Annotated in this window: 25 protein-coding genes; 17 read left to right on the top strand and 8 right to left on the bottom strand. The window is 55.2% G+C overall.

The annotated features are described in order from the left end of the window. Positions 1 to 15: 15 nt before the first annotated feature. From BMW84_RS06230 to mmsB, 4 genes are all read left to right on the top strand, one after another. On the top strand, positions 16 to 1,245 hold the full coding sequence (locus BMW84_RS06230) for a response regulator (RefSeq protein WP_091065630.1): 1,230 nt from the start codon (positions 16 to 18) through the stop codon (positions 1,243 to 1,245). Positions 1,246 to 1,550: 305 nt separating this feature from the next. Further along, positions 1,551 to 2,657 (top strand): multiple monosaccharide ABC transporter substrate-binding protein, encoded by a 1,107-nt coding sequence (gene chvE / locus BMW84_RS06225; protein WP_091065628.1) that lies wholly within the window; start codon positions 1,551 to 1,553, stop codon positions 2,655 to 2,657. Positions 2,658 to 2,740: 83 nt separating this feature from the next. Next, the gene (gene mmsA / locus BMW84_RS06220; RefSeq protein WP_091068115.1) at positions 2,741 to 4,270 is read left to right on the top strand and encodes a multiple monosaccharide ABC transporter ATP-binding protein; all 1,530 of its coding nucleotides are present in this window, start codon (positions 2,741 to 2,743) and stop codon (positions 4,268 to 4,270) included. A 5-nt stretch (positions 4,271 to 4,275) separates the two neighbouring features. Then, on the top strand, positions 4,276 to 5,439 hold the full coding sequence (gene mmsB, locus BMW84_RS06215) for a multiple monosaccharide ABC transporter permease (protein WP_091065625.1): 1,164 nt from the start codon (positions 4,276 to 4,278) through the stop codon (positions 5,437 to 5,439). A 95-nt stretch (positions 5,440 to 5,534) separates the two neighbouring features. On the opposite strand, the gene BMW84_RS06210 is transcribed toward mmsB, so the two are convergent. Both BMW84_RS06210 and BMW84_RS06205 read right to left on the bottom strand, forming a co-directional pair. Beyond that, positions 5,535 to 6,752, bottom strand: a complete 1,218-nt coding sequence (locus BMW84_RS06210; RefSeq protein ID WP_091065622.1) for a peptidylprolyl isomerase — start codon at positions 6,750 to 6,752, stop codon at positions 5,535 to 5,537. A 213-nt stretch (positions 6,753 to 6,965) separates the two neighbouring features. After that, complete coding sequence (locus tag BMW84_RS06205; protein ID WP_091065620.1) at positions 6,966 to 7,301, bottom strand: hypothetical protein; 336 nt, start codon at positions 7,299 to 7,301, stop codon at positions 6,966 to 6,968. A gap of 184 nt (positions 7,302 to 7,485) precedes the next feature. On the opposite strand from BMW84_RS06205, the gene BMW84_RS06200 reads away from it, so the two are divergent. Then, a complete protein-coding gene (locus tag BMW84_RS06200; RefSeq protein WP_091065617.1) occupies positions 7,486 to 8,595 on the top strand; it encodes a lactonase family protein in 1,110 nt (369 codons plus the stop codon). 94 nt (positions 8,596 to 8,689) lie between these two features. Here BMW84_RS06200 and hfq read toward each other — a convergent pair whose 3' ends face one another. Beyond that, entirely contained in the window at positions 8,690 to 8,911 is a 222-nt protein-coding gene (gene hfq / locus BMW84_RS06195) for an RNA chaperone Hfq (protein ID WP_091065615.1), read from the bottom strand. A 62-nt stretch (positions 8,912 to 8,973) separates the two neighbouring features. Here hfq and BMW84_RS06190 point away from each other — a divergent pair, with 62 nt between their 5' ends. Next, complete coding sequence (locus BMW84_RS06190; RefSeq protein ID WP_091065613.1) at positions 8,974 to 9,627, top strand: phosphatase PAP2 family protein; 654 nt, start codon at positions 8,974 to 8,976, stop codon at positions 9,625 to 9,627. Between the two features lie 70 nt (positions 9,628 to 9,697). Here BMW84_RS06190 and BMW84_RS06185 read toward each other — a convergent pair whose 3' ends face one another. Beyond that, positions 9,698 to 10,201 (bottom strand): hypothetical protein, encoded by a 504-nt coding sequence (locus tag BMW84_RS06185; protein ID WP_091065609.1) that lies wholly within the window; start codon positions 10,199 to 10,201, stop codon positions 9,698 to 9,700. 228 nt (positions 10,202 to 10,429) lie between these two features. Here BMW84_RS06185 and BMW84_RS06180 point away from each other — a divergent pair, with 228 nt between their 5' ends. Beyond that, a complete protein-coding gene (locus BMW84_RS06180) occupies positions 10,430 to 11,461 on the top strand; it encodes an FUSC family protein (RefSeq protein WP_091065608.1) in 1,032 nt (343 codons plus the stop codon). Between the two features lie 225 nt (positions 11,462 to 11,686). Then, positions 11,687 to 14,047 (top strand): RNA polymerase recycling motor HelD, encoded by a 2,361-nt coding sequence (gene helD, locus BMW84_RS06175; protein ID WP_091065605.1) that lies wholly within the window; start codon positions 11,687 to 11,689, stop codon positions 14,045 to 14,047. A gap of 91 nt (positions 14,048 to 14,138) precedes the next feature. On the opposite strand, the gene BMW84_RS06170 is transcribed toward helD, so the two are convergent. The 3 genes from BMW84_RS06170 to fsa all read right to left on the bottom strand — a co-directional run bounded on the left by BMW84_RS06170 (position 14,139) and on the right by fsa (position 16,677). Next, positions 14,139 to 15,353 carry an MFS transporter gene (locus tag BMW84_RS06170; RefSeq protein ID WP_091065602.1) on the bottom strand — a complete coding sequence of 405 codons (1,215 nt, stop codon included), beginning with the start codon at positions 15,351 to 15,353 and terminating at the stop codon, positions 14,139 to 14,141. A 2-nt stretch (positions 15,354 to 15,355) separates the two neighbouring features. After that, positions 15,356 to 15,808 (bottom strand): MarR family winged helix-turn-helix transcriptional regulator, encoded by a 453-nt coding sequence (locus BMW84_RS06165; RefSeq protein WP_091065600.1) that lies wholly within the window; start codon positions 15,806 to 15,808, stop codon positions 15,356 to 15,358. A gap of 221 nt (positions 15,809 to 16,029) precedes the next feature. Beyond that, complete coding sequence (gene fsa / locus BMW84_RS06160) at positions 16,030 to 16,677, bottom strand: fructose-6-phosphate aldolase (protein WP_091065597.1); 648 nt, start codon at positions 16,675 to 16,677, stop codon at positions 16,030 to 16,032. A 201-nt stretch (positions 16,678 to 16,878) separates the two neighbouring features. Between fsa and BMW84_RS06155 the strand changes: the two genes are divergently transcribed. Then, positions 16,879 to 17,352: a hypothetical protein gene (locus tag BMW84_RS06155; RefSeq protein ID WP_091065595.1), complete on the top strand. Its 474-nt coding sequence runs from the start codon at positions 16,879 to 16,881 to the stop codon at positions 17,350 to 17,352. Beyond that, positions 17,333 to 17,902, top strand: a complete 570-nt coding sequence (locus BMW84_RS06150; protein ID WP_091065593.1) for a macro domain-containing protein — start codon at positions 17,333 to 17,335, stop codon at positions 17,900 to 17,902. Before BMW84_RS06155 ends, BMW84_RS06150 begins: the two co-directional genes overlap by 20 nt. Here BMW84_RS06150 and BMW84_RS06145 read toward each other — a convergent pair. Continuing rightward, positions 17,899 to 18,096 carry a hypothetical protein gene (locus BMW84_RS06145; protein WP_091065590.1) on the bottom strand — a complete coding sequence of 66 codons (198 nt, stop codon included), beginning with the start codon at positions 18,094 to 18,096 and terminating at the stop codon, positions 17,899 to 17,901. The genes BMW84_RS06150 and BMW84_RS06145 overlap by 4 nt on opposite strands. Positions 18,097 to 18,196: 100 nt before the next feature. On the opposite strand from BMW84_RS06145, the gene rpiA reads away from it, so the two are divergent. From rpiA to BMW84_RS06110, 7 genes are all read left to right on the top strand, one after another. Continuing rightward, the gene (gene rpiA / locus BMW84_RS06140; protein ID WP_175498759.1) at positions 18,197 to 18,868 is read left to right on the top strand and encodes a ribose-5-phosphate isomerase RpiA; all 672 of its coding nucleotides are present in this window, start codon (positions 18,197 to 18,199) and stop codon (positions 18,866 to 18,868) included. 26 nt (positions 18,869 to 18,894) lie between these two features. After that, a complete protein-coding gene (locus BMW84_RS06135) occupies positions 18,895 to 19,332 on the top strand; it encodes a GNAT family N-acetyltransferase (RefSeq protein ID WP_091065585.1) in 438 nt (145 codons plus the stop codon). Between the two features lie 247 nt (positions 19,333 to 19,579). After that, positions 19,580 to 19,888, top strand: a complete 309-nt coding sequence (locus tag BMW84_RS06130; RefSeq protein ID WP_091068113.1) for a PadR family transcriptional regulator — start codon at positions 19,580 to 19,582, stop codon at positions 19,886 to 19,888. Further along, positions 19,885 to 20,232, top strand: coding sequence for a DUF1048 domain-containing protein (locus BMW84_RS06125; protein ID WP_091065583.1), 348 nt, complete (start codon positions 19,885 to 19,887; stop codon positions 20,230 to 20,232). The genes BMW84_RS06130 and BMW84_RS06125 overlap by 4 nt, the downstream gene beginning before the upstream one ends. 12 nt (positions 20,233 to 20,244) lie before the next feature. Then, positions 20,245 to 20,595 (top strand): DUF1048 domain-containing protein, encoded by a 351-nt coding sequence (locus BMW84_RS06120; RefSeq protein WP_091065581.1) that lies wholly within the window; start codon positions 20,245 to 20,247, stop codon positions 20,593 to 20,595. A gap of 15 nt (positions 20,596 to 20,610) precedes the next feature. Then, positions 20,611 to 21,369 carry an ABC transporter ATP-binding protein gene (locus tag BMW84_RS06115; protein WP_091065578.1) on the top strand — a complete coding sequence of 253 codons (759 nt, stop codon included), beginning with the start codon at positions 20,611 to 20,613 and terminating at the stop codon, positions 21,367 to 21,369. A 3-nt stretch (positions 21,370 to 21,372) separates the two neighbouring features. Beyond that, positions 21,373 to 22,146, top strand: a complete 774-nt coding sequence (locus BMW84_RS06110; RefSeq protein WP_091065575.1) for an ABC transporter permease — start codon at positions 21,373 to 21,375, stop codon at positions 22,144 to 22,146. The last annotated feature ends 3 nt before the right edge of the window (positions 22,147 to 22,149 follow it).

The following is a 22,149-nucleotide window of genomic DNA, read 5'->3' as shown; positions in this document are numbered from 1 at the left end:
AAGGGAGGCGTACTCATGGAAAAATGGAAAGTGCTGATCGCCGACGACGAGGAGATCATCCGCGACGGCATCCGGCAGAACGTGGATTGGGAGGCGCTCGGCCTTGCGGTAGCGGCCGAGGCGGAGGATGGCGAAGAGGCGCTGGAGCTCGCGCTTGCTCATGGCATCCACATCGCACTCGTTGATCTGAATATGCCGATCATGCACGGGATCGAGCTGATGAAACGGCTGCGCGAGCAGCTGCCGGAATGCAAAATCATCGTCATCACCGGGCATGACGAATTCTCCTATGCCCAGGAGTCGATCCGTGTGCAGGTGAACGACTATATCCTCAAGCCCGCCGACCCGCAGCAGCTGCACCAGGTGCTTCGGACGGTCCGGGACGAGCTGGAGGCGGAGCGCCGGAAAAGCCAGCATCTGCAGCAGGCGTCCCGGCAGATTCTGAAGAACTTCCCTTTGCTGCGCGAGCGGTTCTGCCAGGAATGGCTGGACGGGAATCTCAGCGGGGAGGAGATCCGCGAGCAGCTGCAATTTCTGCATCTGCCGCAGGAGCGCCCGGAGCTGCTCGCCATCGTCCGCTGGAGGGGCGAAAGCCTGCAGCCCGCTTCGATGGAGAAGGAGCGGCAGCTGTTTCTGTTCGCCATCGAGAATATTTGCGGCGAACTGCTGGAGCCTTATCCCAAGGTGATTTTCCGCGATACCGCGGGGCTGATCGTCATTCTGCTGTGGGATGCCGGCGGAGAACGGGCGCTGGCGGGCATTGAGGCAGCCGTGCGCAGCAACCTTAAAATCGGCGTAGAGCTGGAGTCGCAGCCGGTCGCCGGGCCGCTCACGGAGCTTGGCGAAGCCTACCGTAAATGCCGGGTCGCGCTGGCGAAGGAGCAGCCGCTGTCGCCGCTCGTGCGCCGGGCGAAGCAATATGCGCAGGAGCATTACGGCGACTGCGAGCTGACGCTGGAGTCCATGGCCGCGACTCTGCAGGCATCACCGGTCTATCTCAGCCGGCTGTTCAAACAGGAGCTCGGCGAAGCCTTCGGCACGTATCTGACACAGCTGCGCATCCGCAAAGCGGCGCAGCTGCTGCACGCCACGGAGCAGAGCATCGCCGAAATCGCCGAGCAGGTAGGGTACGAGACCCAGCACTATTTCAGCACGGCCTTTAAGAAGCAGACCGGCGTTTCGCCGCTGCAGTTCCGCAAAGGCGCCCAGCCGGAAGCAGCTTCGGCCGGAGCCGAGAGCGAGTGAGGGTCTCAGCCGTTTTTCAGGCTTCTTCAACTTTCTTCCGGTCGTGCTCGCTCCTCGCCAAGTTCCTTGGTCCGCCTCGCTGCATTTCGCGAAATAGAGTCCGCACCGAAATTCTCAAGCCGCTGCCTTCCGTGCAGCGGCTTATTTAACTTCGCCCATTTATGTAAGCGCTATCTAAAAAGGTTCGATTTTTATAAAAAGAGTAGTTTGAGTGTAAATACGGCAGACGGGGCCGCTTGCTATACTCAATTTGTCGAACGGGAGAGCCGCTCGCCACATAAGAACCTACAGGGGGTAACGCAGGGATGAAGAAATTTCCGCTACTCATGTTAACACTGGCATTCATGCTTCTGATCGCCGCTTGCGGCAACAACACGAATTCGGGCAGCAGCAACGGCAACGGCGGCAACTCGAAAGGCGCAAACGGCAAGGTGGGCATCGCGATGCCGACCAAATCGTCGGAACGCTGGGTGAACGACGGCAACAACATGGTGAAAGAATTCAAAGCGCTGGGCTACGATACCGACCTGCAATATGCGGAAGACGTGGTGGAGAACCAGGTTTCGCAGATCGAGAACATGATTACCAAAGGCGCGAAAGCACTTGTTATCGCTTCCATCGATGGCGAAGCTTTGACGGATGTGCTGCAAAAGGCGCATGACGCCGGCGTAAAAGTCATTGCCTACGACCGCCTGATCAAGAAAAGCGAATATGTCGATTATTACGCAACCTTTGACAACTTTAAGGTAGGCGTGCTGCAAGGCTCGTACATCGAAGAGAAGCTGGGCCTGAAGGACGGCAAAGGCCCGTTCAACATCGAATTGTTCGGCGGTTCCCCGGACGACAACAACGCGTATTTCTTCTTCGACGGCGCGATGTCGATCCTGAAGCCTTATATCGATTCCGGCAAGCTGGTCGTGCGCAGCAAGCAAACCACGATGGAACAAGTGGCAACGCTGCGCTGGGACGGCGCAACCGCACAGTCGCGGATGGATAACCTCTTAAGTGCTAACTATGCCAACGAGAATCTGGATGCAGTCTTGTCTCCTTATGACGGCATCAGTATCGGTATCCTTTCATCCCTCAAAGGCGTTGGCTACGGTTCCGGCGACAAGAAGCTGCCGATCGTGACCGGACAGGACGCCGAGCTCGCTTCCGTGAAATCGATCCTGGCCGGCGAGCAAACGCAAACTGTCTTTAAAGATACCCGCGAGCTGGCGAAAAAAGCGGTGCAAATGACCGAAAGCGTGCTGAAAGGCACCGAAGCGGAAGTCAATGACACCACCACGTATGACAACGGCGTGAAAGTCGTGCCTTCCTACCTGCTGGAGCCGGTATCGGTGGATGCCACCAATGTCGACAAGGTGCTGGTAGACGGCGGCTACTATACCAAAGATCAGCTTGGCGAATAATGCGGCCGGAGGCGGCGGTCCGATTGAGGATTGCCGCCTCCCCTTCGCTGCAAACGGACCAAGGAGAGCAGGGAGTGAATAAAGTGAGCGACGCGATTTTGGAGATGAAAAACATTACGAAAACATTCCCGGGCGTCAAGGCGCTGTCCAATGTCAATCTCAAGGTCAAGGCGGGAGAAATCCACGCCCTGTGCGGCGAGAACGGAGCGGGCAAATCGACGCTGATGAAGGTGCTCAGCGGCGTATACCCGCACGGCACGTACGAAGGGGATATTTTATTCAACGGCGAGGTATGTCAGTTCAAGGACGTTAAAGACAGCGAGCGGCTCGGCATCGTCATCATCCATCAGGAGCTGGCGCTGATTCCGTATCTGTCGATAGCGGAGAATATTTTTCTGGGCAACGAACGGGCTTCGCGCGGGGTTATCAACTGGAACGAAACGACAGTGAGAACGAAGGAATTGCTGGAGACGGTCGGCCTGAAGGAATCGCCCCTGACGGGGGTCTCAAGCATCGGCGTCGGCAAACAGCAGCTCGTGGAGATCGCCAAAGCGCTCTCTAAGGAAGTCAAGCTGCTCATTCTCGACGAACCGACGGCGGCGCTGAATGAGGATGATAGCGAAAACCTGCTTGCTCTGATCCTGGAACTAAAGAAACGGGGCATTGCTTCGATTATCATTTCACATAAATTGAACGAAATCGAAAAGGTTGCGGATTCGGTCACGATCCTTCGGGACGGACAGACGATCAAAACGCTGGATATGAAGCTCGACGCCGTTACCGAAGACGTCATTATCAAAGGCATGGTCGGCCGGGACCTCACAAACCGCTATCCGGAGCGGACGCCGGAGCTGGGCGAGACGATTTTCGAGCTAAAGGACTGGGAAGTGTATCACCCGACGCAGCAAGACCGCAAAATGCTGGACCAAATCAATCTTCATATCCGCCGCGGCGAGGTGGTCGGCATTGCCGGACTCATGGGCGCGGGCCGGACGGAGCTGGCGATGAGCGTATTCGGCAAGTCCTACGGCAAACGCATCAGCGGCAAGGTATACATTCACGGCAAAGCGGTTGACGTCAGCGACATCAACAAAGCGATCGAAAGCGGACTGGCTTATGTCACCGAGGACCGCAAGCAATACGGCTTGGTCCTGATCGACGACATTAAACGCAACATTTCGCTGAGCAATCTGAAGAAGCTGTCCCGCAGGGGTGTCATCAACGAGAACGAAGAAGTGCTCGTGGCCGAAGAGTACCGCAAGAAGCTGAACATCAAGACGCCGAGCATTCTGCAAAAAACCGTTAACCTCAGCGGCGGTAACCAGCAGAAAGTGGTACTCAGCAAGTGGATTTATGCCCAGCCCGACATTCTGATCCTCGATGAACCGACGCGGGGGATCGACGTCGGCGCCAAATACGAGATTTATTCAATCATCAACAAACTGGCTGCGGAAGGTCGGGGCGTACTGATGATCTCGTCCGAGCTGCCGGAAATTCTGGGGATGTGCGACCGGATTTATACGATGTGCGAAGGCCGGATTACCGGCGAAGTCGAGCGGCAGGATGCAACGCAGGAGCTGCTGATGAAATACATGACAAGAAGCAGGGGGTAACACCAATGGGAGCCATAAGCACGATTTTTAAAAAGAACATCCGCCAATACGGCATGATCGTCGCCTTGATCGTCATTTCGATTTTCTTTCAGTTCATGACAGACGGCATTTTGCTCAAGCCGCTGAACGTCACGAACCTGATCCTGCAAAACAGCTATATTCTGGTACTCGCCATCGGGATGGTGCTGGTCATCATCACCGGGCATATCGATCTTTCCGTCGGTTCGGTTGCCGCCTTCATCGGCGCGCTGTCCGCGATCATGATGGTCGATATGCATATGAATCCGGTATTGGCCGTCATTCTTTCGCTGCTGATGGGCGCGCTGGTCGGTGCCTGGCAGGGATTCTGGGTCGCTTATATCAAAATCCCCGCGTTTATCGTTACCCTGGCCGGGATGCTGCTGTTCCGCGGGTTGACGATGATCGTGCTCAATGGACAATCCATTGCACCGTTTCCGAAATCGTTCCAGAAGATCAGCTCCGGTTTTCTTCCGGACTTCGCCGGCAGCAGTTCGCTGAACGTGCTCACGCTCGTCGTCGGCATCGTTTTATCGCTGCTCGTGATTTATCAGGAGATCAGAGCCCGCAGAACATCGGTGAAATACGGCTTCGAACAGTCGAACCGCTGGCTGTCGATCGGCAAAGTTGCCGCTTTGATCATCGTCATCAACCTGTTTACCTATGTGCTTGCGCAATATAACGGGATTCCGAACATTCTGGTCATCCTGATGGTCCTGATTGTCATTTACTCCTTTGTGATGAACCATATGACGATGGGCCGGCATATTTACGCACTGGGCGGCAACGAGAAGGCGGCAGGCCTCTCCGGCGTCAAAACGAAGCGGGTAACCTTCTGGGTATTCGTCAACATGGGCGTGCTTGCCGCCTTGTCCGGTCTGGTGTTCGCCGCGCGTCTCAACTCGGCTACGCCGAAAGCCGGCACGAACTTCGAGCTGGATGCCATTGCGGCCTGCTTTATCGGCGGCGCTTCGGCTTCGGGGGGCATCGGCACCGTAGTGGGCGCCATCATCGGCGGCCTGGTTATGGGGGTCATGAACAACGGGATGTCGCTCGTCGGCCTCGGCGTCGATTGGCAGCAGGGCATTAAAGGGCTGGTGCTGCTGCTTGCTGTAGGCTTCGACATTTATAACAAATCAAAGACTTCATAACAGCTAACGGATTTCATTGAAAAAAACTCCTCCCGGCAATGGCTGCACTGCAGCCATGCCGGGAGGAGTTTTTATAATTGATGCGGGTGAGATGTTTATTTTGTTGCCGGAGCTTCGGAAGCCGTTGGTTCTGCGGAAGCCGCCGGAGCATCGGAAGCCGCTGCGGAAGCTTCAGGCTTGTCCGTCAACGTGTTGGTGATTTTGGAGTTGGTTTTGAGATCGCTCATCCAGGTCGTCGACATTTCGGACACCTTTTGGCTGATCAAGGTTTTCTTGATATCGTCTTTCTTCTCGTCAAGCGTATATTCATGCGCATCCTTGCGGTCGGTTACCTTGATGATATGGTAGCCGTATTCGGTTTTGACCGCGCCGCTCGTTTCGCCGACTTTCAGCTTGAATGCCGCATCGGAGAACTCGGCAACCATGTCGCCGCGTTTGAAGAAGTCCAGGTCGCCGCCTTTGTCTTTCGATCCGGTATCGGCGGATTTTTCTTTGGCTAGCGTTGCAAAGTCAGCGCCGTCTTTCAGTTGCTTGAGAATCGCATCGGCTTCTTCCTTAGTTTGAACGAGGATGTGGGAAGCGCGAACTTCTTCCTCCTGATTGAAAGTAGCTTTGTTGTCGTCATAATATTTCTTGATATCGTCATCTGTAATGGTCGAGACCACTTTTGGTTCGAGAATTTTACGGATTTTCACCTGCAGCGGCATTTGCGCCTTCAGGTCGTCCATGGTCATCGAGCTTTGCGACAGTGCATTGTTCAGCGCTTCTTCGCCGCCGAATTGAGTTTTCAAATCTTCAATCTCCTGATTGATGTCGGCGTCCGTCACGGTTACGCCTGCTTTTTCGGCTTCCTGATCCACGAGCGTCGTTGTAATCAGGTTGTCGAGCGTCGTTTCGCCGCCGGCTTCAACCAGTTTATCGTAAAGCTGTTCCTTCGTAATTTTTGAGCCGTTTACCGTTGCTACGGCCGTTTTGCTGTCGTTCTTTTGGAACGGCTGAACAATCAGCACCACAACAAGCGCGGCAGCGAGAACGATGGAAGCGGCCATCCAGCCTTTTCCGCTTTTCGGAGCAGAAGGAGGAGTAGGGGCGCCGGCGCCGACTTTATTCATTACGGGAACGCTTTCTTCCGCAGTCACAGCAGCAGGAGCAGCTTCAGCCGGTTCAAGGTTTACCGGTTCAGTTTCGGTTTCGGAGGCAATAACCTCCGCATCCGGATGGGTTACTTCAGCTTCGGTCGCTTCGGAAGAGGTAACTTCCGGTTCCGTGATGTTCTCAAGCTCTTCGTTGCCGTTCAGATCTTTCTTGTCCATTATAAGTAATGACTCCCTTCAATATAGGTGATGCCTGTCTTTCTACAACTTTACCAGAAAACAGGATTCCAAACCTTAAGAATGAATAAAAAAACCGCCTGAACTTTTTAAGAATTATTTAATAATGAACTTTTCCGCAAATAAAAAAACCGAAGCGTCATGGATTCTCCACGCGCTTTCGGCTTTTCGGGAAAATACAGGGGTACGGCGGTATCAGGATCGCAAGCCTTGAAGCAAAAGGCGGATGTTTTCCTGTTTCCGGCGCGGAACGCGAACATTTTTGGCATAGTGGCCTTTTTCACCAAAGTAGATGCAGTCGTCCTCGATGGTGCTGATCTTGTTAAGATTGACGTAGCAACCTCCGTACACATGATAGTAATTGGAATTTGACAACAGGCGTCCAAGCTGCTCGGCAGACATTCTCTTTTTAATGTTGTAGTTTCTGCCGTGAAAAATGACCAAATCATGGTCTCCGACCTTAAAGAACAGAATGTCCGTATCCACCTCGAAGTCCTCGTACACATTTCTGGCTTCCAGCAGGCTGCTCATTCATGTTCCCCCTTTAAATTGAAAATAAACTCAATGTTAGCGCTTTCATTATAGCACATTGGATTATTCTTGAAAAGTCTAATTTTTAAAATGTTTTGTGTCCTTTTTTTCGTAGGATTTGTCATAGACGTTTAAAAATTGTAAATTATAAAGACGGCTTAACGTACAGAGGAGGAGACAAACGATGAGTGAACAGTCCAGACTGCTGATCTTTACGGGTTCTTACGCAGCGGCAGGGGAAAACGGTGTGCAGGTGTATGCCTTTGATCCCGAAGCGGGAGGCCGGCTAGACAAATTGAGCGGGATCGGGGGAATCACCAACCCGACGTTCGTGAATGTGGATCCGGACCACAAGCGGCTGTATGCCATCGGAGAACAGCCGAACGGCGAAGGCGGCAAAGCCGGGGAGGTGGCGGCATACGCCATTGATGTGAGGGAAGGAACGCTGGCGGAGCTGAACCGCATCCCGACGATGCCGGCGGAGGGCAAAGGCCAAACGACCACCTGCCATATCAACCGGGACAAGGCAAGCGAGTTCCTGCTCGTGAGCAGCTACCATGGGGGAAAAGTCGGCCTGCTGACCCTGGATGCCGAGGGCAGACCGGAGAAGCTTGCCGATACCGCCGTACATAACGGAGCCGGCGCAACGCCACAGCAGGATCGTCCGCATCCGCATTCGGCGATTTACAGCCCGGACGAGCGGTATGTGTTCGTATCCGATCTGGGACTCGACCTGATCCGTACGTACCGGATTGATAAGGAAGCCCGGAAGCTGGAGGTTGTCCGTGACACGAAGCTGCACCCGGGCGCGGGACCGCGGCATTTTATCTTCCATCCGGACGGCCGCTCGGCCTATGTTATTAATGAAATCGAATGTTCGATTACTTCGTTCCGTTATCATGCGGAGGAAGGCATGCTCGAAACCGTCGCTACCGTATCGACTTTGCCGGAGGGCGTTTCGGCCGAGAATAACGCCTGCGCCGAAATCGCGATCTCCGAAGACGGCCGCTATATTTACGGCAGCAACCGCGGGGACGACAGCATCGTTGTCTTTGCCGTCGATGCCGAAATGGCAAAACTAACGCTTGTCGAGCATGTAAAAACGCGCGGCGGCCATCCCCGGCACTTTGCCTTGCTGCCCGGCGGGGCTTTCCTGATCGTCGCCAACCGGGACGGCAATAATCTGGTCGTCTTTGCAGTGGACCGTAAAAGCGGAAAACTTACGTTCACCGGCCATACGGCCGAGCAATCGAAGCCGGTATGCGTAAAACCGGCCGTGTTCGGACTGGAGTAAAATAAATAGCGGTGTAAATAATAAATGAAGGAACACCGGACAGGCATCCCGGTGTTCCTTCGATTTTGTTGCCATGCAGCGAGGAGCCCCGCTGCTACTTCAATGAGACCGGCTTCAGCGGGACTACGGTCGAAACCGCGGACTTGAACAGTACGTTCTGCTTGCCGTCGCCTTGACCCTGCAAGGTGATTGTATAAGCGTCATAGGAGGTCACAAGTCCCTGCATCTTAACCCCGTTGGTCGTGAAAATCGTTACAGGCATTTTGCCTGCAATGCATTGGTTTAACAAACGCTCCTGCAGTTTCAGTCCGTCCACAATGGCAGCACTCCATTTTTAGTTAGTCTACTCACAGCGATTATACCACCGAGGGGGATTATATGTACAATTATCATGGGGGAGCCAGAGGCTTCCGCCTGTTCGTTCTTTTTTTGTTGTTCTTTGCAGCAATTGCATTGTATGTGTTGTCGGGCCGGGTGAGCGCATTCGATGAATCGGTCATCTCGTTCGTTCAGAGCGCGGAATCGGATCGCCTGACTGCCCTGGCCAAAGGTCTATCGCTGGTCGGGTCCACCAAACTGGCCATCGGCATTTCGCTAGCCGCTATGGCCGTGCTGTTTTTTTTCCTGAAGCACCGGATGGAGCTGGTATTCTTTCTGTGGGTTTCCATCGGTTCGCTCCTCCTGAACAAGCTGATTAAAGCTTGGTTCCATCGCGAGCGGCCCGATATTCACCGCATCATCGAAGAAATCGGCTACAGCTTTCCGAGCGGCCACTCGATGGCGGCTTTTTCGCTGTATGGCGGGCTGGCTTACCTGCTGTGGCGTCACATGCGCAACCGCCGGGAGAGGTTTGTGCTGGCTGCCTTTGCGGTGGCGATGACCGCCGGCATCGGATGGAGCCGGATTTATCTGGGCGTACATTATCCCAGCGACGTAATCGGCGGATATGCCGCCAGCGGCGCTTGGCTGATGCTCTCGATCGGCCTGTTTGAAGCCTACCGCAGCAGACGAAGCGGAGCGGGGAGACGTTAGGCTGAGCCGAAAAAACGGACATCCCGCTTCACGTAAGGGGATATCCGTTCAAGGTAAAGACATGCGAGGATCAGGATTCGTTCTGCTTGAGATAGTTGACCCCGGCCGGTTTTTTCGTGTGGAACTGCTCGGCATGGCTGATGCTCAGCTTAATGAGGGCCGGGAGTCCGGCTTTCAGCTTGCTGACTTCATCTGCCGTCAGTTTGCCGCTCTTCACCGATTCGTCCAGCTTGGCGCTAGCCACCTCGCTCAGTTTCTGGATGTAATCGTCTTCGCTCCAGCCCTTTTTCTCTTTGGCCAGCTGGTAGAGCGTTTTTCCGCTTTTCAAACTGGCGGCAAGCTCATCGCGGCTCAGCCCGAACAGCTTGGCCGATTCATTGAAGATGAAAGGCCCGCCGGTGCGGAAGCCGCCGTGCCCGTGACGGGGATGCGGTTTTGCTGTGCCTGCATCCGCGGAATCCGGCGCCGCCGTGGACAAGTCGCCGGGTGCGGCGGACGCGGAGTGCGGAGCCGGCACGAGTGCGATCATCGCGGCCGCTGCCAAAGCGGCGGCCGTTTGAAGGCAACGTTTCATATCATTCACCTCCTTTTCAGGAACTTGGCAGTGCCGTACCCAGTATTCCCCGAAAGCTGAAAGAATCCTGAAAGCGGGCTTAAGGCATACTAAAATTCGCCAGCCGGCTTCATGGGTAATAAAAACATATGCAATTCTTATAAATTGGCCTAAATGCCCAAAGTTATACATAAAGTGCTTGTAAACGGGCCTCTTCGCGCCAGATCACTTTAGAAGGAGGGAAATCCCGTGGCCTTTGGCGCCCGCATTCTTAAAACCGGGCTGGCGGTGACGCTTGCCCTGTATTTATCCATGTTATTGAAATTTTCGTCACCGGTTGGCGCGGCCATCGCGGCCATCTTCGCCATGCAGCCCTCGATCTACAGGTCCTGGCGGTATTTTCTGGACCAGACGCTGACCAGTACGCTCGGTGCGGTTTTGGCCCTGCTCGGCGGCAGGCTGCTTTCCAATGAACCGATCGCGGTCGGGCTGGTATGTATTCTGGTCATCATGATCAGCATGAAAATCAAGCGCGCAGACACGATCGGCCTGTCGTTGGTTACGGTGATTTCGGTGATGGAGGCGTCCGGCCAGTGGGAGTTCGCGCTGACGCGATACCTGCTGACGCTCACGGGCATTGCCTCCGCATTCGTCATTAACCTGACTGTCCTTCCGCCGAAGCCGCATAAACAATACATCCAGCAGATCGAAAAGGTGTTTTCGAGCCTTTCATTGCTGCTGCGCACCGCGGTATCGGATGAAATGAAGGAAAATGTGTTCCGCGACCAAAAAAACGCGCTCGAGGGTTCGATCCGCGCCTTGGCCGACAAATATGCCTTGTTCGAAGAGGAGCAAAAGAAGCTAAAGCGGGCGAAATACAGTGAAACCCGTAAAATGGTTGTTTATAAAAATCTGCTGGCTTCCCTGCAAAAGGGGGCTGAAGTGCTGGAAGCGATCGACCGCCACTATTTCCAGGCCGAGCGAAGCGAGTACACCGACCGGTTGTTTGACGGCCATCTGGAGCAGCTGATCAAATATCATGAGTCGATCTTGCTGAAATTCGAGGACAAATTAAAGCCTGGCGTCGTGGATGCGGATCCGATCAGCCTGCAGAACGACCGCTTTCTTGAAACAGCGATCCGCCGGTATGATGCGGAGAAAGCGGGGCAGCTCCGCTTATCCATCGTGGCTGCCGCCATCTATGATTACGGTTACCAGCTCGAACGTCTGGACAAGGTCGCGGACCAAATTCACCGGCAAACCGGCGAGGAAAAAGAATAAGCCGGAAGTGGACAAGGACAACGGCGGCCGGACAGCGAACATAACATAAAAAAGCCGGTCCCTTAGGACCGGCAACATATGTGGAACGAGCGAAATCACCTTGAAAAGGATAGCAAAAATTGCTACAATAAAAAAATATGAGATAATCACGTTCATAAAAACGCAACTCCTCAACGGTAATTATACCACGTAAGGAGTTTGATGTCAACCTTTTGAAGGGGATGAATTGCAGTGGAGAAGCAGGACAATCTGTGGCAAGCCGAACAGAACCGCGTGAACGGCATTACGAAGCTGCTTGCCGCCCATATCCGGCGTTTGTCGGAGGAATTGGGGATGCACCGCACGGATGTGGTGGATATGCGTAAGGATTTCTGGGATGAAGTTACCGTCAATTTCAGCAGCCCGGACGATCTGGGAGAGACGTCGACCAGCTTGCGGCAGCAGTCGCAAATATTGAACGAACGCGAACGGCATCACTTGCAGTCAAGCAAAGCGTTGAAAAAATACCGCAAGCTGATCGATTCCCCCTATTTCGGGCGGATCGATTTTGCGGAGGACCCGAATACGGCGGCCGAACAAATCTATCTCGGCATCGGCTCGCTGATGGACGACGACGGCACCTTCCTGATCTACGACTGGCGGGCACCGATCTCCAGCCTCTATTACGACGGCGCGCCAGGCCCGGCCGCCTACGAGACGCCCGGGGGCACGGTCTCTGGCAGGATGGAGCTGAAACGGCAATTCGTGATCGAGGACGGCCAAATCGAAGTGATGTTCGATACCGGAATGACGATCGGGGACGAGCTGCTGCAGCAGGTGCTCAGCCACAGCGCGGACGACAAGATGAAATCAATCGTCGCTACGATCCAGAAAGAACAGAATGCGGTCATCCGTAATGACAGAAGCCGTATGCTGGTTGTGCAAGGGGCCGCGGGCAGCGGCAAAACCTCGGCGGCCCTGCAGCGCGTCGCGTATCTGCTGTATAAATACCGCAGCGTGCTTGAGGCCGATCAAATGCTGTTATTTTCGCCGAACCCGCTGTTCAACAGCTATGTCTCGACAGTGCTTCCGGAGCTTGGCGAAGACAACATGCAGCAGACGACCTTCCAAATGTATCTCGAGCACCGGCTCAGCCAGGAATTCCAGCTCGAGGATGTATTCAGCCAGGCGGAAATGCTGCTGAACACGCCGGACAGTCCGGAGGCGACGCTTCGCCGGGAGGGCATTTCGTATAAATCCTCGGTTCAGTTTCTGAACTGCATCCGCCGGTATGCGTCTTTGCTAGAGCATGAAGGCATGAGGTTCAAGCCGCTGATGTTCCAGGGGCGGGCAATCGTAAGCCGCGACGAAATGGAGCGGCAATTCTACGGCTATGACGCGAACATCAAGCTGGCCAACCGGATCGAGCTGATGACCGGGTGGCTGCTCAAGCGCATCGCGGCGTTTGCGGCGGAAGAGCGCGACAGCGCATGGGTGGAAGAGCAGATCGAGCTGCTCGACACCAGCGATTACCAGCGCGCGTATCAGGCGGTGCGCCGCAAGGGAGGCGCACATGACGATAGCTTCGACGATTTCGAGGCGGAGAAGAGCATGCTGGCGCGATATGTCGTCAGCCAGCGGCTGAAGCCGCTGCGCAGCTGGATCAAGCGCGGCCGGTTTGTCGATGTGCCGGGCATGTACTGCCGGCTGTTCCAGGACCGTGAGCTGCTGGAACGTTTAAACGAGGGCGCCAAATTGCCTGAAGCGTGGGCAGGCATCTGCCGGCAGACGCTGGAGACGCTGTCGGAGGGCGGCATGAGCTACGAGGATGCAACGCCGTTCCTGTATTTGAAGGAGCTGAGCCAGGGCTTCCGCACCAATACGCGGATCCGGCATGTCATTATCGACGAAGTGCAGGATTATTCGCCGTTCCAGCTCGAGTTTATCCGGCGGCTGTTCCCGCGGGCCAAAATAACGGTGCTGGGCGATTTAAACCAGGCGATTTTCGCCCAGGGCGAAGTACTCGGCGAATTGTCCGGGCTGGTCAGCATTTACGGCGAGGAGAATACCGAGGTCATTTCGCTAACCCGCAGCTATCGCTCCACGTACGAAATCGTGGAATACACGAAGGCGATGATCCCGGGGGGAGAACATATCGTACCGTTCAACCGCCGCGGCGAGGCGCCGTCGCTGACGGTCGTCAACTGCGAAACGGATCTGCTTGAAGCCGTCAAGCAGGATGTTAGAGACATTCATGCCGCCGGCTACAATTATGTTGCGGTCATCTGCAAAACCGCCGAAGAAAGCGCTGCGGTCTACGGAAAGCTGAAAGACAGCCTGCCGGTACGGCTGGTGACCAAGGAAACGCCGAACTTCCAGAAAGGCACGCTGGTGCTGCCGGCCTATCTGGCGAAAGGCGTCGAGTTCGATGCCGTTATCATTTACGACGGCTCGGCGGAGCGCTACGGCAGGGAGCATGAGCGCAAGCTGTTTTATACGGCCTGCACGCGGGCGATGCATCTGCTGCATATCTACAGCCTGGGGCAGCCGAATGCTTTTCTGCAGGATGCCCGGCAGACGGTAGGTGCTGGCGCGCGAGCGGAGTAATAACGAAAGTGAAAAAGCCGGGCTGCGATCCTCCATAAGGCGGAGGAAGCAGCCCGGCTTTTTGCATGGCAGCGTTTCGTAATGAATGCGTTTATTGCCCCAGCACTTTGTGGTTTGCGTCCGCGTTTGTTCGGTTGCGGCCTGCCACCTGCGCCGCAACGAAGGAGAGCAGCAAGAGCAGGGGCGCCAGCGCCGACAAGCGGTACATACCGGCATAGCCGGTTTGCTGGGCGATGGCGCCGAGAATCATCGTACCGATCGCGACACCGAGATCCAGCGAGTTGAAGAACAGCCCGGTGGCCGTGCCGCGCTGGCGCGGAGCAACGCTCTGGATCATCCAGGTCTGCAGGGCAGGCTGCATGGAGCCGAAGCCGATGCCGTAGCACAACGCCGCCGGGAATAATCCGGCGCTTGAGGTGGCAAAGGATAGCAGTACAAGACCGCCGATGATAAACAGGCTGCCGGGGGCGATGATCGCCGCCGGTCCGTACCGGTCGTAAATGCGTCCCGACAATGGCCGGACGATGACGACGGCTGCGGCGTTGAACAGGAAGAACAACGCCACATGGCTGAGATGCGCTTCCTGGCCGAACAGCGCCATAAAGCCGAGCAGCCCGCCGTAGGAGAGCGACATCAGGAAGTTCAGCAGGCTGGGCAGCGCCAGCTTGCGCAGGATGCCGCCGGTTTCCTGCGGCTCGGGGTCCTCGTGCCGCAAGGCGGTACGGGCGCCTACCGGCTTGCGGCTTGTCAACCGCAGGCTAAGCGGCACGATGAGCGCAAGGGCGATCCCTGCGGCGAGCAGCAGCGAACCAAAGCCGGGACCGTCCAGCAGGCTGAGGCCCATGAGCGGACCGGCGGACATCGCCAGGCTGGTGGACAGGCCGAAATAGCCCATGCCTTCGCCCATGCGGCGCAGCGGGATAATGTCCGAGGCCATGGTCGGAAACGCCGTGCTGGCCATGCCGAAGCCGATGCCAAAGAGCATGCGCAGCAGCAGAAAGGCCAGCATGCTGCCGGCGAAAGCATAGCCAGCAATGGCGGCAACGGTGGTGACCAGGCCGCCGTAGATCAGTAAATTGCGGCCGCCGCGTTCCATTGCTTTACCGGCAAATAAGCGGGAGACGATGGCGCTGAGCGCAAACAGGCTGGTGACGAGGCTGATTTGCAGAGGCGAGGCACCAAAATGGTCTTTTGCATAAGCGGGGAGTGTCGAGAGCGTCATCTGCAACCCGGTAAACAGCATAAGGTTACAGAAGGTCAAGAGGATAAAGGACTTGGTCCATAAGCGTTCTTCGTAATCGTTCAAGTTCAGTTCTCCTTTTCCGGATGTGTGAGTTCTATGTTGCGGTTCATCTGCAGGAGCATTTGCAGCATATCGTTTTGCTGTTCAGCGCTCAGTCCGGCTACGGCGACTTCGATATTATTCGCTTCGAGCGCCAGCGTGTCCGCGATCAGCGTTTTGCCGGCATCGGTGGCATACAGCAAAAAAGCGCGGCGGTCGGCCGGGCTGACGCATTTGGTAATAAACTGCTTGCGCTGAAGCTGCTCGATAATACGTGCGGTAGTCGGCTGGTCTTTGGCGGCAGCGGCGGCGATTTCCTTCTGGTTGACGCCTTCATGGCCGGTAACGATGAGCAGGACGGACCATTGTTCAGGGGTGATGTCGTAGGGCTTCAGTGCTTTGGCAAATCCGGCGGAGATGCGCCGGTACGTCATGCCGAGCAGGAAGCCGAGCATTTGCTGGGGGGAAGGATAAGCCATGTTCAAAACTCCTTGCCAAATTAGTTGTCATAACAATTATATCTAAGACAACTAAATGCGTCAATGCTGCGGCTGGAACCGCGGATCGTGAATCGTGAACTGTGAACCGCGAACCGCACTATATCGCTGCAGCCCTAGTGTTTTTTTTGCGGCACAACAAAAAAGCCCTCCCCGCCGGAGCGGAAAAGGGCATGGGTCTGTATATGGCAGCCCGTATACGGTTAAGCTTTCGGTACGGATTCCCAATCCTTCAGGAAACGGGCAATTCCGTTGTCCGTGAGCGGATGTTTCCACAGGCTAGGCAGCAGGGAGCCCGGAATGGTCGCGATATGCGCGCCGGCAATAGCCGCTTGTTCCACATGGGCAATGCTGCGGATGCTGGCGGCGATGATTTCGGATTTCAAGCCGTAGTTGGTCAGGATCGTCTTCAAATCCTTGATCAGCTTCATGCCGTCCACGCCGATGTCGTCGAGGCGTCCGACGAACGGACTGATGTACGTTGCGCCGGCTTTGGCGGCCATCAGGCCCTGGGCGGCGGAGAAAATCAGCGTAACATTGGTTTTGATCCCTTTTTTCGTCAATTCATAGCAGGCTTCGAGACCGTCTTCGGTCATCGGCAGCTTGATCACGACGTTCGGTGCCCATTCGGCGATTTCAAGAGCTTCTTTCAGCATTTCTTCGGTTTTAAGGCCGATGACTTCTGCGCTGACCGGTCCGGGAACAATTTCAACGATTTCTTTGATGACATCCTTAAAGAGCCGGCCTTCTTTGGCAATCAGCGATGGGTTGGTCGTAACGCCGTCCACCAGGCCGAGACGGGTAATCCGTTTGATCTCTTCAATATTTCCGGTATCCAAGAAAAATTTCATGTCCTCTTCAGTCCTCCTTGATTTCCTATGGATTGAATAGCCAAATGTACAACCTCATTATGAGTCATGCCCCAAAAAGTTTCAACTGTTAATCTGAATATTTCAAAATAACTTTTTAAAACGGCGTTTCCGCCGCGTCATGGACATGATAATATAGAATCGGCAAAGACCATTCCGGGTATAAGATGAGGTGAGCCGATTTTGTTGGTCAGTATTGGAAGCGTCGTGGTATTCCTGCTGTTTGCAGCCGGATTGCTCGCTTATCAGAACAGCAGGTTGATTGCCGAACGGGAAGCTGCCGAGCAGTCGGGCCCAACCGGAAAACGCGCCTATACCGTTTTTTACGAATCTTTTGCCGACACGGGCGAACGGCCCGAGGCAACGCCGCTGTTTGAATACAGCCTGCAGGATGCGCCTGAGAACGGTTCCTTTAAGGATGGCGCTCCCCCGGAAACGGTGGCGTTATGCCGCGTACCTGCGGGAACGGGCGAGCTGGCGCTGGCCGATGCGCAGCGGTATATGGTGCACAGCATCCGTAAGACCGCGATGTCTGGGAGAACGCTGAGCTACATGACTTATAAACCGAAGGATACGCGGAGAGGCGAAAAAGAACTGGTCGCCCGGCTGGAGGCGGCGGCAAAGGAGGAAGTCCGGTATGCAGATCAAAATTCGTAATGCCGAAATTGCTTCATCCCTTGGCGATATCACCAAATGGAAGGGCGACATCATTGTAAACGCGTCCAATTCAGGGCTCTACGGGGGCGGAGGCGTCGATGGGGCCATCCACCGTGCCGGCGGGCCGCAGATTGCCGAGGAATGTGCGGTCATCCGGCAAAAGCAGGGCGGCTGCCTCCCGGGCGAAGCCGCGTTTACGACCGCCGGGCAGCTGCCGCTGCAGGGTATCGTACATACCGTCGGGCCGATCTGGAAAGGCGGAAACGCGGGCGAGAAAGACATTCTCGCTAAGTGTTACGTCAGCAGCCTGGAGCTGGCCATTATGCATGGCGCGCAAAGCGTGGCTTTTCCGAATATCAGCACAGGCATTTACAATTTTCCGAAAACGCTGGCCTGCGAGATCGCGGTGGCAACGACTGTCCGTTATGTACAGGAGCGGGGCGATGCCTTCATGACCCTGAAGCGGATCGAGTTCGTCTGCTTCGAGCCGGATAACGCGGCTTTGTACGAAGCTGAACTGGGCCGGTACCCCGGTGACCCGCAGCGCTAAAGATGATAACTGCCGGTCGGGGCGTCCAGCACCCATTCGAGCATGAGGATCATGTCTTCGAGCCGCAAATGCTGGGCAAGGAGGGATTCGCGCTGCGGATGGTCCCCAGGAAGCTGCGTCAGGCGGGCTTCGAGATTTTTTTTCTGCAGGGTAAGTTCGTTGATCTTGGACTGAATTTGCTGTTCGGTTCTCATTGGAAGATCAGCCTCCTGTATTCAAGGGTTCAAGGCGCGACAGCGCCATAATTTCATTAAAAACCATTATAACGGATCATGTGGAGGGTTCAAAATGAGCATCAATGTAAAGCAGTTGGCGGCCGAAAAAGCGGTAGAATACGTCCAGGACGGCATGAAAGTCGGTCTCGGCACCGGTTCGACGGCGTATTACGCGATCAATAAAATCGGCGAACGCGTGAAGGACGGGCTGCGCATTACGGCGGTCGCCACTTCGCAAGCCTCCGAGGACCAGGCGCGGGCGCTGGGCATTCCGCTGGTCGCGTTCGGCGACATCGACCGGCTGGACCTGACGATCGACGGGGCCGACGAGCTGGACGGCAAGCTGCAGCTGATCAAAGGCGGCGGCGGCGCGCTGCTGCGCGAGAAGATTGTGGCTATGGGCAGCGGGCGGATGATCGTCATCGCCGACGAGAACAAAGCGGTGGACACGCTGGGCAAGTTCCCGCTGCCGGTGGAGATCGTGCCGTTTGCCTGGGAATGGACAGTGGCTGCCCTGGCCAAGCTTGGCTGCAAGCCGGAGCTGCGCCGCAGCGGGGAAGAGCTGTACCGGACCGACAACGGAAACTACATTGCCGATTGCCATTTTGGGGCGATAGAGTCGGCTCCGGAGCTGGCAGCGTCGCTGCAGCGAATCCCCGGCGTCGTCGAGCATGGTTTGTTTATCGGCATCGCTTCCCTGGCCATCATCGGCAAAAAGGACGGCAGCATCGAAATCGTGGAAGCCGAATAACGGAAGCATAGGGGAGGAAATTCAGCATGTTGATTGATCTGAAAAACAAACTGGACGACCCGGAGATTGCCGAGCTGCTCGGTTATGCCGTAATCGACGATCCGCAGGAGCTTGAACGCGCGCGGGTTGAATACCGCGACCAAAGCGCTCTGCAGCTAGCCGGCTGGGAAGAGGACGGTCTGGTGGTCGGACTGACCGGGTTCGAGGAGACGGAGGACGGCTCGCTGGTGCTGCGCCATATTGCGGTACTGCCGGAGAACCGGGGCAAGGGGTATGCCCGCGGGATGATTTTGGAGCTGCTGTCCGCCCGGGAACCGCGCTATGTGCTGGCGGAGACCGAGGACGAGATCGGGGCCGATTTTTACCGCAGTCTGGGGTTTATGGTATACAGCCTCGGAGCGAATGCCGCAGGCATTGAAACCTTCCGTTGCGTGTACGAGGTGGACGAATCGGAAGAAGAATAATGAGATCACATCACAAGCCGTCCTTTGCCGTTTGGCAGGGGGCGGCTTGTTTGCGTCCCGGGATGCGAAGACAGCTGCGGTCCTGCATCAAAGCATTCAAAGGATTGCGGTAAACAAATAAGAAAAAATACGGCAAACGCCGTTGACAAATCAGCTACTACGTGATACTTTATAGCAGTAGTAAGTAACACTTGATACCAGTCATACAGAATAGCAAAGGGTGATTACGCTGGAAAATTTAACGGAAATGCTCAAAGGTGTGCTGGAGGGCAGTGTCCTTGAAATTATTAGCCGCAACGATACCTACGGTTACGAAATCACGCGGCGGCTGAATGCCCTCGGCTTCACGGATGTCGTGGAAGGAACGGTATATACCATCCTGATCCGGCTTGAAAAAAACAAACTGGTGGAAATCACCAAGAAGCCTTCCGAAATGGGACCGCCGCGAAAGTTTTTTTCGATCAACGACGCGGGGCGCGAGGAGCTGCGGAGGTTCTGGGAAAAGTGGGAGTTCGTATCCTCGAAAATGAACGAATTGAAGGAGGAGAAAGAATGAATTTTTGGGAAAAAATCACCGGCAGCGACATGACGAAACAATTCAAAGCATTTGAAGCCCGCGCCAAACAACTGCCGGCCGAATATCAAACCGCATGGAAAGAGATCCAGACGAATCTTTGGGGCCACTCCGATTTCACCGGCCGTAATCTGATGCCCATTCTTGACGGCGTGCTTGGCCTGCTGGAAGAAACGGCGGCGGACGGTCAGAGCGTACAAGAGGTTCTGGGGGGCGATATCAAAGGTTTCTGTTCCGCGCTGGCCGGAGAAGAAGGGGCTAAATCCTACCGCGACAAATGGCGCGAGCAGCTCAACAGCAATGTCGCCAAAAAATTAGGCAAATAGGAGGGGGATTCAATGAACATTCGCGATATCATCGAAGGCAAAAAAGAGTGGAAGGCTCATGTGGCCCGCGTCAAAGCGCTCCCGCAGGATTATCAGATCGTGTACAAAGAGATCCAAAAGTATCTGTTTAAGGTTGGCCCAGTAGAATTGACTGAGGGAACGGGGCTGCTCTCGGGGATCGTCGATCTGTTTGAAGAAGGAGCAGCGTCTGGAAAAGGCGTACTTGAAGTGACGGGCAATGACGTTGCAGCGTTCAGCGATGAATTAATCAAAGATTCAAAAACGTACGCTGACCTCTATCAGGATTCCGTGAACCGTGAAGTGAACAAGGCCATTCAAAAGGCTACGGATAAATTAAAGTAAGGGGAGGAATATGGGATGGAAAAAGCAATCGAAGTGCGGAACCTGCGTAAATCCTTCAAAACCACGGAAGTTCTGAAGGGTGTCGATCTTGAAGTGAACCGGGGCGAAATTTTCGCCCTGCTTGGCTCCAATGGCGCGGGCAAGACGACGATGGTCCGAATTCTTACTACGCTGCTCAAACTGGACGCCGGCACCGCAACCGTCAACGGCTTTGATGTCGTCTCCAAACCGGAGAACGTGCGGCATGCGATCAGTCTGACCGGCCAGTTTGCCGCCGTGGACGAAATTTTGACCGGTCGGGAGAATCTGATTATGATCGCCAAGCTTCGGCATCTCGATCATCCGCGTCAGGTAGCGGACGATTTGCTGAAACGCTTCGGGTTAACGGATGCCGCCGACCGTAAGCCGTCCACATATTCGGGCGGCATGCGCCGCAGGCTCGACATCGCTTTAAGCCTGGTCGGGAAACCGCAGATCATTTTCCTCGACGAGCCAACCACCGGGCTGGACCCCGAGGCAAGGATCGAGGTTTGGAAAATTGTGAAGGAGCTTGCCGAAGCCGGCACGACGGTATTCCTGACCACGCAGTATTTAGAAGAAGCTGAACAGCTCGCCGACCGGATCGCCATTCTGCATGAAGGAAGGATTATCGCAAGCGGCACACTGGCGGAACTGAAAAAGCTTTTTCCAACCGCTAGGGTTGAGTATGTTGAAAAACAGCCGACGCTCGAGGAGATCTTCCTCGCCATCATCGGCAAAAAGGAGGTTATCTAACGTATGGATACAGCTAAAAATCATTTTTTCAGCGACATGGGCGTGATGCTTGGCCGTTCTATGCGCCATATTTTCCGGAGTATGGACACTATCCTAACGGTCTGTATTACTCCGATTGCCATGATGCTGCTGTTCGTCTATGTGTTCGGCGGGGCCATTGAAACGGGTACGGATAACTATGTGAACTACCTGCTGCCGGGCATCCTGCTGATGGCGATTGCCAGCGGCGTGGCCTATGTCGCATATCGCCTGTTCATGGATAAGCAGCGGGGTATCATTGAGAGGTTCCACTCGATGCCGATTGCGCGCTCCGCCGTGTTGTGGGGGCATGTGCTGACTTCGGTGGTATCCAACGTCCTTTCGATTGTCGTCATCCTCCTGGTAGCGCTAATGATGGGCTTTCGTTCGTCGGCCGGGGTATTGTCCTGGCTTGCCGTAGCCGGTATCCTTGTGCTGTTTACGCTGGCGTTGACCTGGGTGGCGGCCATTGCCGGATTATCAGCCAAAACGATGGAAGGCGCCAGCGCTTTTTCCTACCCATTAATCTTTCTGCCCTTCATCAGCTCGGCGTTTGTGCCGACCGGTTCGATGCCGACCGTTGTCCGCGTTTTTGCCGAACATCAGCCCGTGACCTCAATTGTGGAGACGATTCGCGCCTTGCTGTCCGAACAGCCGGTGGGCAATGACATCTGGGCCGCGCTTGCGTGGTGCACCGGAATCTTGCTCGTAGCTTATCTCTTTGCGGTGCGGGCCTACAAACGGCATGGGGCAGCTTAGAAA

The organism is Paenibacillus sp. NFR01 (assembly GCF_900111565.1).
Classification (GTDB): domain Bacteria; phylum Bacillota; class Bacilli; order Paenibacillales; family Paenibacillaceae; genus Paenibacillus_AQ.
The sequence above is the reverse complement of the archived record's forward strand: the minus strand, read 5'-3'. Positions and strand labels throughout refer to the sequence as shown.

Excerpts from the sequence above, each read along its gene's own strand:
- BMW84_RS06210 (WP_091065622.1), bottom strand. The coding sequence starts at position 6,752 with ATGGACAAGAAAGATCTGAACGGCAACGAAGAGCTTGAGAACATCACG.
- BMW84_RS06205 (WP_091065620.1), bottom strand. The coding sequence starts at position 7,301 with ATGAGCAGCCTGCTGGAAGCCAGAAATGTGTACGAGGACTTCGAGGTG.
- BMW84_RS06185 (WP_091065609.1), bottom strand. The coding sequence starts at position 10,201 with ATGAAACGTTGCCTTCAAACGGCCGCCGCTTTGGCAGCGGCCGCGATG.
- fsa (WP_091065597.1), bottom strand. The coding sequence starts at position 16,677 with ATGAAATTTTTCTTGGATACCGGAAATATTGAAGAGATCAAACGGATT.
- BMW84_RS06125 (WP_091065583.1), top strand. The coding sequence starts at position 19,885 with ATGAATTTTTGGGAAAAAATCACCGGCAGCGACATGACGAAACAATTC.
- BMW84_RS06230 (WP_091065630.1), top strand. The coding sequence starts at position 16 with ATGGAAAAATGGAAAGTGCTGATCGCCGACGACGAGGAGATCATCCGC.
- BMW84_RS06115 (WP_091065578.1), top strand. The coding sequence starts at position 20,611 with ATGGAAAAAGCAATCGAAGTGCGGAACCTGCGTAAATCCTTCAAAACC.
- BMW84_RS06130 (WP_091068113.1), top strand. The coding sequence starts at position 19,580 with ATGCTCAAAGGTGTGCTGGAGGGCAGTGTCCTTGAAATTATTAGCCGC.
- BMW84_RS06110 (WP_091065575.1), top strand. The coding sequence starts at position 21,373 with ATGGATACAGCTAAAAATCATTTTTTCAGCGACATGGGCGTGATGCTT.
- mmsB (WP_091065625.1), top strand. The coding sequence starts at position 4,276 with ATGGGAGCCATAAGCACGATTTTTAAAAAGAACATCCGCCAATACGGC.
- chvE (WP_091065628.1), top strand. The coding sequence starts at position 1,551 with ATGAAGAAATTTCCGCTACTCATGTTAACACTGGCATTCATGCTTCTG.
- BMW84_RS06200 (WP_091065617.1), top strand. The coding sequence starts at position 7,486 with ATGAGTGAACAGTCCAGACTGCTGATCTTTACGGGTTCTTACGCAGCG.
- BMW84_RS06135 (WP_091065585.1), top strand. The coding sequence starts at position 18,895 with ATGTTGATTGATCTGAAAAACAAACTGGACGACCCGGAGATTGCCGAG.
- BMW84_RS06150 (WP_091065593.1), top strand. The coding sequence starts at position 17,333 with ATGCAGATCAAAATTCGTAATGCCGAAATTGCTTCATCCCTTGGCGAT.
- BMW84_RS06145 (WP_091065590.1), bottom strand. The coding sequence starts at position 18,096 with ATGAGAACCGAACAGCAAATTCAGTCCAAGATCAACGAACTTACCCTG.
- BMW84_RS06120 (WP_091065581.1), top strand. The coding sequence starts at position 20,245 with ATGAACATTCGCGATATCATCGAAGGCAAAAAAGAGTGGAAGGCTCAT.
- BMW84_RS06165 (WP_091065600.1), bottom strand. The coding sequence starts at position 15,808 with ATGGCTTATCCTTCCCCCCAGCAAATGCTCGGCTTCCTGCTCGGCATG.
- BMW84_RS06190 (WP_091065613.1), top strand. The coding sequence starts at position 8,974 with ATGTACAATTATCATGGGGGAGCCAGAGGCTTCCGCCTGTTCGTTCTT.